This window comes from Chitinimonas naiadis, from assembly GCF_054780835.1.
In genome coordinates this window covers 201,420-220,241 of sequence record NZ_BAAGVO010000006.1, presented here as the reverse complement: position 1 = coordinate 220,241, position 18,822 = coordinate 201,420, and the positions used below count along the sequence as shown (strand labels likewise).

Here is an 18,822-nt window from a genome sequence, read left to right as displayed (position 1 = left end):
CGGACGACCGGAGCGGATCATTCATGCACAATTCAGTTGTCAGGCTCTAAGGTGACACTACCGTCCGAGCGGCCGCCGGTTTGCATGTAAGATTTCCGGCACTATGATCGACCAAGGCAGGCGGCATATCCGCTAACCTTATCTCTTATCAAGGAGTTGCAGACATGGACAAGAAACAAGCGCTGATCACGGGTGCACTGACCGGCCTGATCGCCATGGGTCTCTCGACCGGCGCACTGGCCGACGACAAGGCCAGCAAGGAAAAATGCTACGGCGTCGCTAAGGCCGGCAAGAACGACTGTGCCGCCGCCAATGGCAGCCATAGCTGCGCCGGCCAGACCAAGACCGACAATGACCCCAATGACTGGAAGTATGTCGCCAAGGGTACCTGCGAGAAGCTGGGTGGCAGCACCAAGGGCGGTGAAAAGAAGTAAGGCCAGCCGCTGACTGCTGGCTGACTCGGGCGGCATAGGCCGCCCGTTTTAATTTGAGCACGAGTGCCATGAGCCCTACCCTACCTGCAGCAGCCGGTCTCGGCCTGCGCCTGCCCCACATCCGGGATGTCATCGAGCGACGACCCGATATCGCCTGGTTTGAAGTGCATCCCGAGAACTATTTTGGCGGCGGTGCCAACCTGGCCGCCCTCAGGGCCGTGCGGGATCACTATCCCTTGAGCCTGCATGGTGTCGGCATGGGGCTGGGTTCCGCTGCGCCGCTGGACCCGGTGCATCTGGCTGCGTTCCGACGCTTGATCGACATGCTGGCGCCAGCAAGCGTATCCGAACACCTGTGCTGGAACCGTACGCCCGAGGCGTGCTTCAACGACCTGCTCCCCTTGCCCTATAGCGAGGCTGCGCTCAACCACATGGCGGATCGGGTCAGCGAAGCGCAGGATGCACTGGGCAGAGAGCTGTTGATCGAAAACCTGTCGTCCTATATCACCTTTGCCGACGACGCCATACCGGAAGGCGAATTCCTGGCCGAACTGGTCAGGCGCACCGGCTGCGGCCTGCTGCTCGATCTCAACAACCTGCACGTCAATGAGCACAATCTCGGACGTGATCCCCACGCGGCCCTGGCCGCCCTGCCCGCGGCCGCCATCGGCGAGATCCATATTGCCGGCTACGAGGAACGGGACGATGGCCTGTGGTTGGATACGCATGGCACAGCCGTGCGCCAGCCGGTCTGGGACTTGCTCGACAGTGCCTTGCAGCGATACGGCCCGCGGCCGATATTGCTGGAACGCGACAATAACCTGCCCGCGCTGGATGAACTGATGAACGAGCTCGATCAGGCAAAGGCCGCCTTGGCCAAAGTGGGGCAAGCATGAGCCTGGACAAGCAACAGCGCCGTTTTGTCCGCGCCCTGCAAGACCCGCAGGAGGCCGCGCAACTGTTTGGTGACCATGCCGCCGGTGCCAGCGCCTACGCCAACAACACCCTGTTCAACCGGGCCGACGCGCTGGCCGAGGCCTATCCCATCGTCCGGCAACTGGTGGGCGACGCCTTTTTTGGCGGCATGGCGCGCGCCTATGCCCGCGTCACCCCGTCCCGATCCGGCAACCTGAACCTGTACGGGGATGGCTACGCCACGTTCATGGAGGGATTTGCGCCGGCCGCCGAACTACCCTACCTGCCCGACTGCGCCCGGCTGGATTGGTTATGCCACTGCGCCTACTACGCCGAAGACCAGGACAGCTTCTCCTTTGAGGCACTGGCTGCCGTTCCGTCCGAGCGGCAGGCCGGCCTGCGGCTGCAGCTGGCCGGCACCGTGGGACTGTTGCGCTCACGCTGGCCGGTCGCCAGCCTGTGGCGCGCGCATCAGCCTATCGAGCTCGACGCCGGCAATGCCTTCCCCTCGCCGGACCAGGGCGGTGAACTGGCCCTGGCATGGCGCGATGGCCGCAACCGGGTTCAGGTCAGGCGGCTACCTGCTGCCGAACACGCCTTCCTGACAGCCTGCCAATTGGGCCTGCCGCTGGCCGAGGCGCTAGAACGTGCGCTGGATGAAGACATGGAATTTGAATTCAGTCTGTCATTACAGCGCTGGGTAAGCGACCAAGTGATCGTCGACTTCAACCTGGATGCACCATCATGAACGCTGCCCTGAACAAAACCATCAAGCTGGGACGCTGCGCCATCCCCCTGCTCGAACAGTGGTTCGCCCCGCTGGCCGATCTGGTGGCCCGGCTCTACGTCGCCAAGGTCTTCTTCAGTTCCGGCCTGACCAAGATCGACGATTGGGACATTACCGTCTCGCTGTTCACCGACGAATACCACGTTCCCCTGCTTCCTCCCGAACTGGCCGCCGTCCTGGGTGCTGGCGGCGAGCTGGTCTTCCCGGTACTGCTGGCGCTCGGCCTTGCCGGCCGGCTCGGCGCACTGGGCCTGACCGGCGTCAACATCATGGCGGTCGTGTCCTACTGGCACGTACTCGGCACGCCCGAGCAGGCCGCCGCGCTGACCCATCACCTGAACTGGGGTCTCCTGCTGGCGCTGCTGCTGGCGCACGGGCCCGGCAAGCTTTCGCTGGACTACTGGATCAAACGCCGCTGGCTCCACCAGGCCGCCTGATAAAAACAAAGCCACCTCGCGGTGGCTATTGGCCCGGCCCGTATTTGGGTGCCAGCGGTACAACCCGTTCGCGGTTGCCCATGTTCCAGCGGGCGCAATACCACTTGGTCTGCTGATTGGTGGTACCCACCAGTACCGACAGGGTATCGCTGACATAGCGCACACCGTCAGCCGTCTGGATCGGCTTGAACACCAGCTTGAACCGGTCCTCCAGCGTCTTCTTGACCGACTCCACCGGCTGAGTGAGCAAGGCACCGACCATCAGTGCCCGGCTGTCATCGATATTGGTAAAGACCTCGATACTCGCCGCACCACCCAGCTGCGCACCCTGCGAACTCCACCAGCGGGCCTCGCCCCAGTCACGAATACTGGCCTGCAGATTCCGGTTGAAATAGTCCTGCCAGAATTCGTTGCTCCACTCGGACCGGCACAGCAGCGCCGCCTCAACCTTGTCGTTGAAATCCGTCGGCAAGGCCTGGGCAGGCAAGGCCAGCAAGGCCAACCCTGTCGCCAGACCAGCCAGCCAGCGGCCCTTAGCCGCTGTTGCGCAGCCCGGCGGCAATGCCGTTGATCGTAAGGTGGATCGCATACAGTACATCCTCGCTCTCATCCCCCTCGCGGAAACGCTTGATCAGGTCCACCTGCAGATGGTTGAGGGGGTCGAGATAGGGTAGCCGATTCTTCAGGCTGCGAGCCAGCAGCGGGTTATCACCCAGCAGGCTGGTGTGGCCGGTGATCGCCAGCACCGCATCCACCGCCCGGCGCCATTCTGTCTTGATACGGCCAAAGATACGCAGGGCGATCTCCGGGTCCTTGACCAGGGTGGCATAGCGACTGGCGATCTGGATATCGCTCTTGGCCAGCACCATTTCCATATTGCTGATGGTGGCGCGGAAGAATGGCCAATCCTGGTACAGCGCGGCCAGCTCTTCGATGGCCGCCTCGCCCTTTTCCTTACGATACTGCTCGATCGCGGTACCAAAGCCATACCAGCCCGGCAGCATCAATCGGCTCTGCGCCCAGGAGAACACCCAGGGAATGGCGCGCAGGTCGCCGATATGGTTGGTCGCCTTGCGGGCCGAAGGACGGCTGCCGATATTGAGCTTGGCAATTTCCGAGATCGGCGTCGCCTCGCGGAAATAGGTGATGAATTCCGGCGTGGCGTAGACCAGGTCACGGTACTCGCGATAGGCAAAGCCGGACAGCTTCTCCATCAGGTCCAGCCGCTCCGCCGTATCGGCCTCCAGCGCCTTGGCGGCGGGGAAGCTGGCGCTGAGGGTAGCGGCCAGCAGGGTCTCCAGATTGCGACGGCCCACCTCGGCATCGGCATACTTGGCCGCGATGATCTCGCCCTGCTCGGTGATACGGATCTGCCCCGCCACGGAGCCCGCCGGCTGGGCCAGGATCGCCTCGTAGCTCGGTCCACCGCCGCGGCCTACCGAACCGCCACGACCATGGAACAGGCGCATCTGCACGTCAGCAGCCTTGAATACCTCGACCAGCTTGACCTCGGCCTTGTACAGCTCCCAGTTGGACGTCAGATAGCCACCATCCTTGTTGCTGTCGGAATAGCCCAGCATGATCTCCTGGACCCCCTGGCGCTCCGCCACCAGTTGCATCCACTGCGGCAGTGCAAACAGGGCGCGAACGATGGCATCGCTGCCACGCAGGTCGGGGATGGTCTCGAACAGCGGGATGATGTTGACGGCCGCACGCGGGACGGGCGACAGCGCGATCAGGCCCACTTCCTTCAGCAGCACCGCCACCTCCAGCAGGTCCGACACGCTCTGGGCATTGGAGATGATGTAGTTCGGCAGTGCCGCCGCACCATACTTGGCATGTATCTGCGCGGCAGTCTGCGCAATCGCCAACTCCTTGGTCGTGTCCTCGCTATAGCTGATATACGGCGTCACCAGCAGCCGCGAGCTGGCCAGTTCGCGCAGCAGCACCTTCTGCCGCGCCACTTCATCCAGCGCCAGGTAGTCCTCCAGCCCGGCGCCGGCAAACAGCTCCGCCACCACCTTTTCATGGGTACCGCTGTGCTGGCGCATATCGAGCGGCGCCAGGTGAAAACCGAATACCTCCACGGCGCGGATCAGGCGACGCAGGCGACCGCTCGCCAGCAAGGCCGAGCCATGATTGCGCAGCGAGGTGGCGATGGTCCGCAGATCGGCGACCAGTTCGCTGGAATAGGCATAGGGTACGGCCCCGGCGTCGGACAGGATGCCGCCACGGAACTTGCCCAGCAGGTGGGCCGTCGCCAGGATGCGCTGACGGATAGCGGCCATCGCCTGACGGTAGGGTTCCTCCGCCCGGCTGACCGGCTGGTCAGGCGAGCCGGCGGCGATCTGGCGTACGGCCTCGCTGACGTCGACCAGCCGAGAGGACAGGCTCAGCTCACCTTCCAGCTTGGTCGCCTCTTCAAAGTAGAAATCGAATGCCACCGCAGCCTGGCGGGCTACCGCGTGCAGGGTCACATCCGGCGTGACGAAGGGATTGCCGTCACGGTCGCCACCAATCCAGCAGCCGACGTGCATGAAGGTGGGCAATTCGACCGGCTCCCCCATCAGGGCACTCAAGCGGTCTTCCAGCTCGATATAGATGCGCGGCAACTGCTTGAGGAAGGTCGAGCGGAAGTAGCTCAGGCCATTCTCGATCTCGTCCTTGACCGACAACTTGAACGCACGGATCTCCCGGGTCTGCCACAGCGTCAGCACCACCCGCTTCAGCGCGATGTCGTTTTCCTCCAGCTCTTCCGGCGTCAGCGCCTGGCGGTCCCGCATGGTCAGCGTCCGTGCGATCGTGTGTTCGCAATCGAGTTGGGTCTTGCGCTGCACTTCAGTCGGGTGGGCCGTCAGTACCGGCGCGATCAGCGTCGCCGCCACCAGGTTCTTGATCGCTTCGGCCGAGATACCGCGCCCGGTCAACTCCTCCAGCGAATGGGCCAGGCTGCCGCGCTGCGGCTTGCTGCCCTGCATGCGGTGATAGCGACGACGACGGTTGTGGTGCAGGTCCTCGGCAATATTCGAAAGATGCGAGAAATAGCTGAAAGCCCTTGCCAGTGCGACCGTATTGTCATGGCTCAGGTTGGCCAGCGTCGCCGCCAGCTCATCCGCGGCGCCGGTATCGGCCTCCCAGACAAAGCGCACGGCCAGCTCGCGGATCGCCTCGATCTGCTTGAGCGTGTCCTCGCCGGTCTCAGTGCGGATCGTGTCGGCCAGCAACTGGGCGAGCAGGTCCAGGTCCTGCTCCAGCGGCAGATCCTTGGCGGCGGCATTGTCATAGAGGGCCATGGCTTGATTCTCGTATCGGGAAAAATGTGCAGTGCGACACCGAGGGTAGCGAACGCTTTGCTCGTAGGGAAATGTAGTATAACTACACAATAGCGGTTTTCCCGCAGCACCGACTTCCTTGCAACAAACCACAAGAAAAAACCGCGCTTGCGCGCGGCTTTCTCCGATCAGGCGATGGCTCAGAAACTGCCGACCACTTTCACGCTGCCGTCCACCGCTCCCTTGTCGATATAGCCGATCCCGGCTGGATTGCCGGCGACAAACTTCTTCACATCACCGCTGCCACCCACCTCCTTCGGTGCTGTGCCCTTGCCGGTGAACTGCATCTTGGCCCAGTGCGCCTTCACCCCGGCCGAGTCCTTCTTCAGCACCTTGCTGTTGAATTCCTCGCGGGTCGGGCCATCGTTCTGATCAACCGGTGTCGCCGCCCCGCCACTAGGGAAGGAGTTAGCCTTGCCGAGGAACAGGTTGGCGATCTGCTCCGGTGACAGGCTGTCGACCCCTGCCTTGGGGTTCACCACGACGGCGATATCCGCTGCCTGCACCGCCCCCATCAAGGAGGCGGCCACTACGAGACTGGATAGTTTCATGGCTGCCTCCCTAGAAGATGAAGTCCACAGCCAGGCTGTAGACATTGACGGACTTCCCGGCGAAGCCAGGTGCCTGATGGGCGAAGAAGTTATCCTTGCCCACCTCGGTCTTCACCCGGTCGAACTGGCCCTTGATATCCATGTTCTTGTACGCATTCCAGCGCAATCCCACACTGGCCGCCTTCTGGTCTGCGCCTGCCTGACCACTGATCGCGGCGGCCCTCAGACCGACCAATTGCGGCGTAGGGGCGAACAGGGATTCCGCTACGCTTCTATGCTTGGTCTTCACCTTGGCGTAGCTGAGATAGGGCGTGAAGTCGCCAAAGCGATAGCCACCGGTCGCATACCAGCCATCGGTATCCTCAACAAAACCCTTGGTACGGCGTTGGGTGAACTCGCTTTGCAACAACAGCTTGCCATCGTCCCAGATGGCACCAACACCAGTGAAACTGGCATCCTTGCCTACACTCTCCAGCTCTCCGGCCGCCGCAGCCCACCCCGGCAAGGGCACGGAGCGCATGGCGGCAAACAAGGCTCGGGTGTCGTTATTCTCCAGTGTCAGTTTGGATTTCAGGTAGCCCGCTCGCAGCAACAGCGAACCGACCTCATACGACACATTCATGCCATACAGATTCTTGCCTTTGCCTTTGGTGTCACCCGCCAGATCGAACTTAGACTGCCCAACATAAGGCTGGAAGGTCAGCGTATTGTCACCGGTAGGTATGCGCCAGATCACATCGGCGCCATCCAACGTGGAAAACGGCACCTGTCCATAGACTTCGGTCGGGGGGCGTACCCATACGTTGGCATAACCGACCTTGCGGAAATCCGAGATCAGGAAGGCTGGCAGGCCCACTCGCCCCGCCCGGACCGACAATGCAGGCGTGATGTCATACTTCGCGAATACCCACTCAGGCTCAGGCCGGTAACGGTTCTGGTCATCCTGCTCGACGAGCAACTGGGCTGTCAGCGAGAAGCTCGGACTAAGCTTGCCGCTAACCTGCAGCCCAAGCTTGGTATCCACATCGAACGACGCCGACTTGTCCGCACCACTGGGCGGCCGGGCGCTGATCCGGTATTGCCCGTCATTCGTATTGGTCTGCACCACACCCACGGTGCCGAAGCCGGAGAAACTGATAGGGGAGTCGTCGGCCCAGGCACCAAGGGAGAGTGCCGCCAGGGTGGCGAAAGAGAGGGGTTTGAGTATTGGCACGTTCACGCTCCGATGATTGATAGGAGTCGGTGCTTATTCGCCCTGCCCCGCCAGTGCACCTTTCTTGGCGGAGCTCGGGCAACGTGCTTGCGCGCTCAATGCAGCATCAGCGCCAGTACCACCAGTAACGCCGCCAACAGGCCGGCGATGGTTGCGAGCCACTCGTTGCGCTGCTTCTGTGTCTCGAGCATTTGCTCCGTTGCCTTTACCAGCTTAGCCTGCCTTTCCGGGTCAGCAAGGCTGGCAAGCGCACGCGGCAAGGCCGGCAAGGCTTCCGCCCAGTAAGGCGCCTCCTGCTTGATCTGCCGCAGCAGGGCCCGCCAGCCTATCTGCTCATTCATCCAGCGCTGCAGAAAGGGTTTGGCGGTGTCCCAGAGGTCCAGCTCAGGGTCGAGCTGGCGGCCGAGCCCCTCGATATTCAATAGGGTTTTTTGCAACAGAACCAGCTGTGGCTGGATTTCGACATTGAAGCGGCGCGAGGTCTCGAACAGTCGCAGCAGGATCTGCCCCAGCGATATCTCGGCCAGCGGCTTGTCGAATATCGGCTCGCACACGGCGCGGATGGCCGACTCCAGCTCCTCCAGCCGCGTGTTCTCCGGCACCCAGCCGGATTCGATATGCGCGCTCGCCACCCGCTTGTAGTCACGATTGAAAAAAGCCAGGAAATTGATCGCGAGGTAGCGCTTGTCATAGTCGGACAAGCTGCCGACGATGCCGAAGTCGAGTGCGATATAACGGTTGTCCGCGGCGACGAAGATGTTGCCCGGATGCATGTCGGCATGGAAAAAACCATCCCGGAACACCTGGGTAAAGAAGATCTCCACCCCAAAACGGCTCAATTTCTTCAGATCGATGCCGCTCTGTACCAACCTGTCGATCTGGGAGATGGGTATCCCGTCCATCCACTCCAGCACCATGACCTCGCGGCTGGTGTAGTCCCAGAATACCTCCGGCACGATCAGCTTGTCGGAATCGAGAAAATTGCGCCGCAGCTGGCTGGCGTTGGCCGCCTCGCGATGCAGGTCGAGCTCATCGTGCAGATACCGGTCGAATTCGGCCACCACTTCGCGCGGCTTGAGCCGCTTGCCGTCGGAAAACAGCTTCTCCACCAGCCAGGCCATGACCTTGAGCAGGGCCAGGTCCGACTCGATCACCGGCAGGATGCCCGGCCGCAGCACCTTGACGGCGACGCGCCGGCCATTGGGCAGCTCGGCATAGTGCACCTGGGCGACCGAGGCCGAGGCGACCGGCTTGGGATCGAAACGCTTGAACAGCTGGTTGGGATGCTTGCCCAGGGCCTGTTCGATCACCGCCTCGGCCAGTTGGCTGTCAAACGGCTTCACCCTGTCCTGCAAGCGCGCCAGCTCGTCCGCAAGGTCCAGCGGGATCAGGTCGCGCCGGGTCGACAGCACCTGGCCGAACTTGATGAAGATCGGCCCGAGCCGCTCCAGCGCACGCCGCAGTCGCACGGCGCGGGGCGTATCGAAACGCCGCCAGAACAACACAGTCCGCAGCAGGGTTTCGAGCCCCTTGACCCGCTCATGACCGAGGATGAACTCATCGAGGCCATAGGCATAGACAACACGGATGATCTTGAAAAGACGTAGCAGGAACATGAGGCCAGTCGAATCGACGCGAAAGCGCGATTATCCCGCGAAAGCAATGATTACGCGCTTGTTCTGCTTACCCTCGCTACGAATCTTCTGCACGACCAACGGACCGATCTCGGCGGTATTGCGGACATGGGTCCCGCCACAGGGCTGCAGATCGGTACCGGCAACCTCGATCAGCCGTACCGAACCACTCCCGCGCGGCGGCACAACCGACATGGTCTTGACGAGGCCGGGATTGGCATCCAGCACGGCATCACTGACCCAACAGGCGCTGACGGCATGACCCGCCAGCACCAGGGCATTGATGCCCGCCTCGATGCGATCCTTGTCGAGGGCCTCCATCTCGACCGCGAAATCGAGCCGGGCCTTGTCGTCCGACACCTGCCCGCCGGTCACCGGCGCCGCCACGACGGCGCACAGGAGATGCAGGGCAGTGTGATAGCGCATATGCGCATAGCGGCGCGCCCAGTCGAGCTGCAACGTCACGCGTTCCCCGACTGCCGGCAGCGCATTCCCCGCCTCGACCAGGTGCAGCACCTGGTCCGGCCCGTCACCCTTGCGGGTATCCAGTATCGATAGCTGACGGCCATCCGCCAGCAGCAGGGTCGCGCGATCACCCGGCTGTCCGCCACCCATGGGGTAGCACACTGTCCGGTCCAGCTCGATGCTGGCCTCCCCGACCCCGGTTACCATCGCCTCGCATTGCTGCAGATAGGCATCATCGCGAAAAAGCAGTTCGGTCATCATGGCTTCCGTTCAAGCACTGTCCAACAGACTATCCAGCAAAAAGGGCGGCTTCGCGGCCGCCCTTCAGATTACAGCAGGACGCGCTCGATACCGCCATTGCGCGCCGTCTCCACATAGTCCGGCATCCAGTTCTCGCCCAGGACATGCTTGGCGATCTCGACCACGATGTAGTCGGCCTCGGTACCCGAGTCCTCGTTGTAGCGACTCAGGCCCTGCAGGCAGCTCGGGCAGGAGGTCAGGATCTTGACCTTATCCTCGCTACCGGCCCGCAAGGCATCCGCCCCCTTGCGCATCTCCTCTTCCTTGCGGAAGCGCACCTGGGTGGAGACATCCGGCCGGGTCGCGGCCAGCGTCCCGCTTTCGCCGCAGCAACGCTCGTTCAGGTCGACCTGCTGGCCCATCAGCTCATTGGCCAGCTTGATCGGCGACATGGTCTTGATCGGCGTGTGGCAGGGATCGTGGTACATGTAGCGAGTACCTTCCACGCCCTGCAGCTTGACGCCCTTCTCCAGCAGGTACTCATGGATATCCAGCAGGCGGCAGCCCGGGAATATCTGCTCGAACTGGTATTTCTGCAGCTGATCCATGCAGGTACCGCACGACACGATCACGGTCTTGATATCAAGGTAGTTGAGCGTATTGGCCAGGCGATGGAACAGCACCCGGTTCTCGGTCGTGATCTGCTCGCCCTTGTCCGCAAAGCCGGACGAGGTTTGCGGATAGCCGCAGCACAGGTAGCCCGGCGGCAGGACCGTCGTGGTACCAACATGCCACAGCATAGCCTGGGTCGCGAGACCGACCTGCGAGAACAGGCGCTCCGAACCGCAACCGGGGAAATAGAACACCGCCTCGCTGTCCTCCGCCGACAGCTTGGGGTTGCGGATCACCGGAATAACCTCGGCGTCTTCCACATCCAGCAGCGCCCGCGCGGTCTTCTTCGGCAGATTGCCCGGCATCTTCTTGTTGATGAAATGGATGATCTGGGTCTTCACCGTCGGCTTGCCCACCGTCGCCGGTGGTGCCGCCGTCTGCGCCTTGGCCGCCACCTTCAGCACATCGTGCCCCAGGCGCTGCAGCTTGTAGCCCACGCCCATCATGCCCGCCCGCAGGGTCTTGATCGTGGCCGGGTCCTTGGCGGTCAGGAAAGCCATGGCCGCCGCCGTACCCGGGTTGAACTTGCGATTGCCGGTCTTGCGCAGGAAGTTGCGCATGGCGATGGTCACGTCGCCGAAGTCGATCTTCACCGGGCAAGGGTTCACACACTTGTGGCAGACGGTGCAGTGATCAGCCACGTCGCCCAGTTCCTCGAAGTGCTTGAAGCTCACGCCACGGCGCGTCTGCTCCTCATACAGGAAGGCCTCGGTCAACAAACCCACGCCGAGGATCTTGTTACGCGGCGAGTAAAGCAGGTTGGCACGCGGCACGTGGGTGGCGCAGACCGGCTTGCACTTGCCGCAACGCAGGCAGTCCTTGACCATGTCCGAAATCTGGCCGAGATCGGACTGCTCCAGAATCAGCGATTCCGCCCCTAGAAGGCCGAAGGATGGCGTATAGGCATTACGCAGGTCCGCACCGGCCAGCAGCTTGCCCTTGTTGAAGCGCCCATGCGGGTCGATCCGTTGCTTATAGGCCCGGAAGGGACCAATTTCGTCCTCGGTCAGGAACTCCAGCTTAGTGATGCCGATGCCGTGCTCACCCGAGATCACGCCATTCAGATGGCGCGCCAGCACCATGATGCGGGCCACCGCCTTGTGCGCGGCCTGCAGCATCTCGTAATCATCCGAGTTGACCGGCAGGTTGGTATGTACATTGCCGTCGCCGGCATGCATGTGCAACGCCACGAACACACGGCCATGCAGGGTCTTCTTGTGGATCGCGCGGATGGCATCGCGGATGGGCGCATCCCGTTCGCCAGAAAATAAGGCGTCCAGCTCGCCCAGCAGTTCGCGCTTCCAGGAAATGCGCAGGGCAAAGTCACGCATGGCGTGGAACACGCTCTGCGGCGGATCGATATCGGTCGCCGGTTCCAGCGGCGCATCCGGATAATGGGCCGTGTACTGCTCGAACGCGTCGTCGAGGTGATGCAGTATCCAGGACCAGCGCGCCCGGATCGCCCGAACCACGGCCAAGGCCGCTTCGCGTCGGTCACCGATCAGCTCTTCATGGCTGACGGCGGTATCGCCGGCGTCCACGATCAGCTTGCCCTGGCTGAAGAAGGTGTCGAGCCGATCCAGCAATTGCAGCTTGTTCTGGGTGCTGAGCTCGATATTGATACGTTCGATGCCGTCCGAGTAGTCACCCAGGCGCGGCAACGGAATCACCACATCCTCGTTGATCTTGAAGGCATTGGTATGGCGGGCGATGGCGGCGGTCTTGCTGCGGTCCAGCCAGAACTTCTTACGCGCCTCGGGGCTGACTGCGATGAAACCCTCGCCATGGCGAGCATTGGCGAAACGAACCACCTGCGAAGCCGCTTCACCTACGGCGTTTTCATCATCCGAAACGATATCGGCCAGCAGCACCATCTTGGGCCGCCCCTTGGACTTGGCCTTGGTGGCATAGCCCACGGCGCGCACATAGCGCCAGTCCAAATGCTCCAGTCCTGCCAGGATGGCGTGCGGATGGGCGTCGAGGTAGTCCTTGATCTCGACAATGGCCGGCGTCGCCTGCGCCACCGTCCCGAAAAACTCCAGGCAGACCGTGCGCACATGCTTGGGCATGCGATGCAGGATAAAGCGCGCCGAGGTGATGATGCCGTCGGTGCCTTCCTTCTGCACGCCGGGCAAGCCGGCCAGGAACTTGTCGGTCACATCCTTGCCCAGTCCGACCTTGCGGAACTGCGGACCAGGGATATCCAGCGTCTGCTCCGAGATCAGCGTCTTGCCATCGGGCTGCAGACGGCGCAGCTTGAAGGTTGCCATTTCGGCATCGTGGATCTTGCTGCGATTGTGGTTGATGCGCTCGACAAACAGCCAGTTGCCGTCCGGATCGACCATTTTCCAGCTCGCCAGGTTGTCCAGTGCCGTTCCCCACAGCACGGCCTTCTTGCCTCCGGCATTCATGGCCACATTGCCGCCAATGCAACTGGCTTCCGCCGAGGTCGGGTCGACCGCAAAGACCAGGCCCTGCTCCTCGGCAGCCTCCATGACCCGCTTGGTCACGACACCGGCCCCGCAGTTGATGGTCGCGACCTTGCCTTCCACACCCGGTAGGTCCAGGTATTCCACACCGTTGTGACGGTCCAGCTTTTCGGTATTGATCACGGCCGACATCGGCGTCAGCGGCACGGCACCGCCGGTATAACCGGTACCACCACCGCGCGGGATGATGGTCAGGTCGAGCTCGATACAGGCCTTCACCAGGCCCGCCATCTCATCCTCATGGTCCGGATTGAGTACCACAAAGGGGTACTCCACCCGCCAGTCGGTCGCATCCGTCACATGGCTGACGCGAGCCAGGCCGTCAAAACAGATATTGTCCTTGCGGGTAATGCCCGCAAGGCGCTTGTAGACCTTGCGGCGCAGCTCAGCCGTCTCGGGAAAGAAACGCTCGAACGCATCCACGGCAGCGGCGGCCTTGGCCAGCAGCTCACCCACCTGGGGATTGTCGCCCCGTCGCTCCTCCACAGCCCGTAGCCTATGGCGCATGGCTTCGGTCAGCGCGGTCAGGCGCTTGGGGTTGTCAAGCAGGTCATCCTGCAGATAGGGGTTGCGCTGTACGACCCAGATATCACCCAGCACCTCGAACAGCATGCGTGCGGAACGGCCGGTCTTGCGTTCTCCGCGCAAGGTATCCAGCACTTCCCAGCTCGACTCGCCCAAAAGACGAATCACGATTTCACGGTCCGAAAACGAGGTGTAGTTATAGGGGATTTCGCGCAGGCGGGGGGCGTCGGCGGCCATCAGGAGGAACCATTTCGGCGGGGATCGGGGGGACTTATTCTAGCCGAAATGTTGCGCCGCATCGAACACTACAGCGAGCGGCCGTTGCGGCAAACGGACAGCAAAACCTTATGAAAAACAGGGTTTTACGGAATTCACATTGACGTAAACGTCAGTCACACACCTGCTTGGGCATGGTCTTGCACATGGGGCTGGGATCACCCGGCGGGCAGACCTCGTTGCGTCGGAGAAAACGGGTCAGCTGCCGGCTCACGCCCTTGCCCTGGACATAGAAGCCAAAGCCATCGGTCAAGGACCAACTGATGCCACCACCGGTGGATTCACTACCCGAACCGCGGAAGCAGGCTCCGCTATTGCTGCTGGCAGCGATCGCCTGCTGCTCCATCGAACGCACCAATTGTTCGTTGGCCAGTTCCTCGGGATCGCTGCGATAGCTGGTCAGCGGCCGGCCGCTGACCATGGGCTCGACCGCCGTCCGGAAGATGGGGGAAACCACCATGGCCGGCACCCGCTCCAGGGTATCGCCATGGTCATCGATGCTCAGATTGAGTGGCTGGCTGGGCTGATAGGCATTCGGCCGCACCCGCTCATCCGGTCCGGCAAGTGCCCCGACACTTGCAAACATACTCATCAGACAGTAACAGACACAACGCATTGCAACCGCACCTGAAGCCTTGGTGAGCGAGACTATAGGACGGTCGTCCTGCTTTGCCAACAGCCCGGCACGACAGGACGACCGCAGGCAAGCCCTCACCCAAGGAACAAGCCGTAGGCAGGGTTCTTGCGCTCATCGGTATAGCGATAGCCCAGTTCGGCCAGGAAGCGCTGGAAAGCGGCCTCATCCTGCGGCGGCACCTCCATACCGACCAGCACCCGACCAAAGTCGGCACCGTGATTGCGGTAATGGAACAGGCTGATATTCCAGCCGCGCCCCATATGGGTCAGGAAATTGAGCAAGGCGCCCGGTCGCTCGGGGAACTCAAAGCGGTACACCAGCTCGTGTTCGATCTGCGGCGCCCGCCCACCGACCAGATGGCGAATATGCAGCTTGGCCATCTCATTGTCGGTGAGGTCCAGCGCCTTCAGGCCGTGGCCATTGAGCATCGCCACCAGCTCGGCCGCCTCTTCACGGGCATTGATCTTCAAACCGACAAAGATATGCGCCTCCCTGGGGTCGGCGGCACGGTAGTTGAATTCGGTCACCGAATGGCTGCCCAGCAGTTCGCAGAAGGTGCGGAAGCTTCCGGGCTGCTCTGGTATGGTCACCGCCAGCACCGCCTCGCGCGCTTCGCCAATCTCGGCGCGCTCGCTGACATGGCGCAAACGGTCAAAGTTCATATTGGCGCCGCTCGCAATCGCAATCAGGGTCTCGTCGCGCACACCCTCTCGCGCCGCCCAGGCCTTGAGCCCTGCCAGCGCCAGGGCACCGGAAGGCTCCAGGATGGAGCGTGTATCTTCGAACACATCCTTGATCGCCGCGCACATGGCATCGGTATCGACCAGGATGATCTCGTCCAGCACCTCGCGGCAGACGCGGAAGGTTTCCTCCCCCACCTGCTTCACCGCGACGCCATCGGCAAACAGGCCCACATGCTCCAGCGTGACCCGCTCGCCGGCCTCGATCGAACGCTTCATGGCATCCGCGTCGACCGGCTCCACGCCTATCAGGCGAATTTCCGGGCGCAGCCGTTTGATATACGCCCCCACCCCGGCCGCCAGACCGCCGCCACCGATAGGCAGGAAAATGGCGCGGACGCCATCGGGGTGCTGGCGCAGGATCTCCATGCCCACCGTACCCTGCCCGGCAATCACGTCCGGATCATCAAACGGCGGCACATAGGCCTTGCCGCTCTCTTCGGCCAGGATCAAGGCGTGCTGGTAGGCCTCGCTGAAGGAATCGCCATGCAGCACCACCTGCGCACCGCGCCGTTCCACACCATCTATCTTGATCCGCGGCGTAGTCGCCGGCATCACGATGGTCGCTGCACAACCCAGCTTCTGCGCGCACAGGGCCACGCCCTGCGCATGGTTGCCGGCCGAGGCGGTGATCACGCCACGCGCCAGTTGTGCCGGGCTCAGGCGCGACATCTTGTTGTACGCGCCGCGCAGCTTGTAGCTGAACACCGGTTGCATGTCCTCGCGCTTGATCAGCACCCGATTGCCGATTCGCGCGGCCAGATTGGGCATGGGATCAAGCGGGGTCTCGATGGCGACATCGTAAACCCGGGCAGTCAGGATGCGTTCAAGGTAGTCAGGCACAGGCATGGCACGCTGCAACAAGTGGTTACGGGAACCCTCAAGCTAACAGGATTCAAGTCCAGCGGCGAGTTGCCGCACGCGTCAATCCCGCCGGCGGGATCAGGCCCCGCCGCCGCGCTTGCGGGTGGATGCCCAGGCGATCAGCCCCACGCCGGCGAGGATCACCAGGGTTCCGGCCAGCAGCGGCCAGGTCATGGCTTCCTGCAGCACCAGCCAACCCAGGCACAGCGCCACCACCGGATTGACATAGCTGGAACTGGTTGCCAGCGCCGGTCGGACATTGCGCAATAGCCAGACGAAGGCCGAGTAGGCGATCACCGATCCAAACAGCACCAGGTAGGCCAGCGCGGTCAGCGACGCCACGCCCGGCGCCTGATGCAGACGCTCGCCCATCAGCAAGGCCAGCGGCAGCGAAACCATGCCGCCCGCCAGCATCTGTACCGCCGCCGACATCATGCCGGACGGCAGGTCCAGCCTGGGGATCAGCACCGATGCAACGGCCCAGGATACGCACGCGGCCAACACCAGTAAGACCCCGGCAGGATGCCCGGCAAGGCTCGCATCGAGGTTCATGAGCAGGATGCCGCAAAGACCAAGGACAATGCCGCCCCACTCCATGAGTCGGGCGCGGGCACCCAGGAACTGGCTGATGACCACGGTCAACAAGGGCGTCACGGCCACGATCAGGGCAGTCGCCCCGGACGGCAGGGTCTGCACCGCCACGCAGGTCAGTCCATTGCCGATGGTCAGCATCAGCAGGCCGATCAACGCCGCGTTGACAACCTGGCGCCTGCTCGGCCAGGCCTCGCCGCGCCAGCGTATGGCAGCCAGCAGCAGGCTGCCGGCGATCAGGTAGCGGGTACCCGAGAGGATGTAGGGCGGGAAATCGTGCAAGGCGAACTTGATCGCAAGGTAGGTGGAACCCCACACCACCCAGGTGGCGAACAGGCACAGCGGAATCAACAAAGGATGACGTTCTGACATGCCGGCGAGCTTACCATTGCGCGGCGGCATGCTTTCGCTGCCGCCAGCTTATAAACTTGCGTCTATGCCCGATAACCGCCCCCTCATCTCGAACGACCTGTGGCGTTCCGCCAAGGTGTTCAACCTGTTTCGCGCCATCATCGCACTGGCCCTGGTCGTCACCAGCTGGTGGCTACAAGGCAAGCTGCTGCCGGACGTCTACGATCGCATGGCGCTCGACTGGCTGTCCGCCAGCTATCTGGCGCTGACCGTCTGCTACGCCTTCTGCCTGTACCAGCGCTGGCCGGCCTTCCGCTTGCTGCTCAGCATCCAGGTTGCGGGAGACATCGCCTTCATCGTGGCCATCATGCACATCGCCGGTGGGCTCAAGAGCGGCATCGGCCTGATGCTGCTGCCCTACCTCGCCGCAGCCGGCCTGGTCAGCCGGGGCCGTACCACCCTGTTCCATGCGGCCCTCGCCACCATCGCTCTGCTGCTACAGCAGGGGGTACAGATTCTGCAGGGCGAAGGAGGGCTCGCGGATTTCGTGCAGGCCGGCATGCTCTGCATCGCCTGCTTTGCCACCGCATGGCTGGCCTACCGGCTGGCCAGCTACGCGACCGAATCAGAAAAGCTGGCCGAACGTCGTGGTAGCGAACTCGCCAATATGGCGCAGATCAATCGCCTGGTGATCCAGGACGTCTCCGATGGCGTACTGGTACTGGATGAGAGCGGCATCGTCCGCCAGTACAACCAGCAAGCGGAACGCCTGCTCGGCCCCGGCATGATAGCGGGCAAGACCCTGCTGGCGGAGGCCAGCCCCACGCTGGAGCAGGCGCTGCACAACTGGCGGGCAGGCCATAGCATGATGCCTGTCGATGTGGACATTACCCGCCAGCGAGTCCGGCCCCGCTTCATGCCGGTAAAGGTCGGCAGCTCGGCCAGCGGCACCGTGATCTTCCTGGAGGATATCGAGCGCCTGGCCCGCGAGGCCCAGCAACTGAAACTGGCCGCTTTGGGCCGCTTGACCGCCAACATCGCACACGAGATACGCAACCCCCTTTCCGCCATCAGCCATGCCGCCCAGTTGCTGGCCGAAGAAGCCCAGGAACCCGCAGCCCTGCGTTTGACGCGCATCATGGTCGAGAACAGTCGCCGGCTCGACAATATGGTCCGCGCCATCCTGGACCTGAACCGGCGCGATCGGGCCGACCCCATCGACCTGCGGCTGCATGACTGGTTGAACAGCTTCGTCCAGGAGTTCCGGGAGGTGGAAGGTATCGCGGCCGAGGTCGGACTGGAGTGCCCGCAGGGAGCGGTGGCCCGCTTCGATGAGGGGCAACTGCATCAAGTGCTGTGGAACCTGTGTCGCAACGCCTGGCGCTACTGTAGCCACGCCGACCAGGCCCTCACCCTGGTGGTCGCGCGCCGTGGCGAAGCCTGGGCGCTGGAAGTGCGCGATGACGGCCCCGGCATTGCCGAGGAAGACATCGCCAAACTGTTCGAACCCTTCTTCACGACCGAGGCCAAGGGCACCGGCCTGGGACTTTATATTGCGCGAGAGATTTGCGCCGGCAATGACAGCGTGCTGGAATACGTATCTCGACGGAGCAGCAGTCGCTTGCAGGGCGCCTGTTTCCGCATTACTTTCCCCGCCCGGCCGGCCTGA

At 62.7% G+C, this 18,822-nt stretch carries 15 protein-coding genes; 5 read left to right on the top strand and 10 right to left on the bottom strand.

The window, feature by feature from the left end; translation table 11 throughout:
• The first annotated feature begins 164 nt into the window (after nt 1-164).
• The 4 genes from ACYVHK_RS20305 to ACYVHK_RS20290 all read left to right on the top strand — a co-directional run bounded on the left by ACYVHK_RS20305 (nt 165) and on the right by ACYVHK_RS20290 (nt 2,573).
• The gene (locus ACYVHK_RS20305) at nt 165-434 is read left to right on the top strand and encodes a BufA1 family periplasmic bufferin-type metallophore (protein ID WP_460535888.1); all 270 of its coding nucleotides are present in this window, start codon (nt 165-167) and stop codon (nt 432-434) included.
• Between the two features lie 68 nt (nt 435-502).
• Entirely contained in the window at nt 503-1,330 is an 828-nt protein-coding gene (bufB, locus tag ACYVHK_RS20300; RefSeq protein WP_460535887.1) for an MbnB/TglH/ChrH family RiPP precursor modification enzyme, read from the top strand.
• Complete coding sequence (locus ACYVHK_RS20295; protein ID WP_460535885.1) at nt 1,327-2,097, top strand: HvfC/BufC family peptide modification chaperone; 771 nt, start codon at nt 1,327-1,329, stop codon at nt 2,095-2,097. Before bufB ends, ACYVHK_RS20295 begins: the two co-directional genes overlap by 4 nt.
• Entirely contained in the window at nt 2,094-2,573 is a 480-nt protein-coding gene (locus ACYVHK_RS20290) for a DoxX family protein (RefSeq protein WP_460535882.1), read from the top strand. The genes ACYVHK_RS20295 and ACYVHK_RS20290 overlap by 4 nt, the downstream gene beginning before the upstream one ends.
• A 25-nt stretch (nt 2,574-2,598) precedes the next feature.
• On the opposite strand, the gene ACYVHK_RS20285 is transcribed toward ACYVHK_RS20290, so the two are convergent.
• The 10 genes from ACYVHK_RS20285 to yedA form a co-directional block, all read right to left on the bottom strand.
• Nucleotides 2,599-3,162, bottom strand: coding sequence for a hypothetical protein (locus ACYVHK_RS20285; RefSeq protein ID WP_460535880.1), 564 nt, complete (start codon nt 3,160-3,162; stop codon nt 2,599-2,601).
• Entirely contained in the window at nt 3,107-5,866 is a 2,760-nt protein-coding gene (ppc, locus tag ACYVHK_RS20280) for a phosphoenolpyruvate carboxylase (protein ID WP_460535878.1), read from the bottom strand. Before ppc ends, ACYVHK_RS20285 begins: the two co-directional genes overlap by 56 nt.
• A gap of 179 nt (nt 5,867-6,045) precedes the next feature.
• Nucleotides 6,046-6,456, bottom strand: coding sequence for a type 2 periplasmic-binding domain-containing protein (locus tag ACYVHK_RS20275; RefSeq protein WP_460535875.1), 411 nt, complete (start codon nt 6,454-6,456; stop codon nt 6,046-6,048).
• 10 nt (nt 6,457-6,466) lie between these two features.
• Entirely contained in the window at nt 6,467-7,669 is a 1,203-nt protein-coding gene (locus ACYVHK_RS20270) for a porin (protein ID WP_460535873.1), read from the bottom strand.
• 95 nt (nt 7,670-7,764) lie between these two features.
• Nucleotides 7,765-9,285 carry a ubiquinone biosynthesis protein UbiB gene (gene ubiB, locus ACYVHK_RS20265; RefSeq protein WP_460535871.1) on the bottom strand — a complete coding sequence of 507 codons (1,521 nt, stop codon included), beginning with the start codon at nt 9,283-9,285 and terminating at the stop codon, nt 7,765-7,767.
• A 30-nt stretch (nt 9,286-9,315) separates the two neighbouring features.
• Complete coding sequence (locus ACYVHK_RS20260; RefSeq protein WP_460535869.1) at nt 9,316-10,026, bottom strand: alanyl-tRNA editing protein; 711 nt, start codon at nt 10,024-10,026, stop codon at nt 9,316-9,318.
• 71 nt (nt 10,027-10,097) lie between these two features.
• On the bottom strand, nt 10,098-13,931 hold the full coding sequence (locus ACYVHK_RS20255) for a DUF3683 domain-containing protein (protein ID WP_460535867.1): 3,834 nt from the start codon (nt 13,929-13,931) through the stop codon (nt 10,098-10,100).
• 151 nt (nt 13,932-14,082) lie between these two features.
• Entirely contained in the window at nt 14,083-14,562 is a 480-nt protein-coding gene (locus tag ACYVHK_RS20250; RefSeq protein WP_460535865.1) for a hypothetical protein, read from the bottom strand.
• 119 nt (nt 14,563-14,681) lie between these two features.
• Entirely contained in the window at nt 14,682-16,208 is a 1,527-nt protein-coding gene (ilvA, locus tag ACYVHK_RS20245) for a threonine ammonia-lyase, biosynthetic (RefSeq protein WP_460535955.1), read from the bottom strand.
• 81 nt (nt 16,209-16,289) lie between these two features.
• Nucleotides 16,290-17,204 (bottom strand): drug/metabolite exporter YedA, encoded by a 915-nt coding sequence (gene yedA / locus ACYVHK_RS20240; RefSeq protein WP_460535863.1) that lies wholly within the window; start codon nt 17,202-17,204, stop codon nt 16,290-16,292.
• A 34-nt stretch (nt 17,205-17,238) separates the two neighbouring features.
• Between yedA and ACYVHK_RS20235 the strand changes: the two genes are divergently transcribed.
• A complete protein-coding gene (locus tag ACYVHK_RS20235; protein ID WP_460535861.1) occupies nt 17,239-18,822 on the top strand; it encodes a two-component system sensor histidine kinase NtrB in 1,584 nt (527 codons plus the stop codon).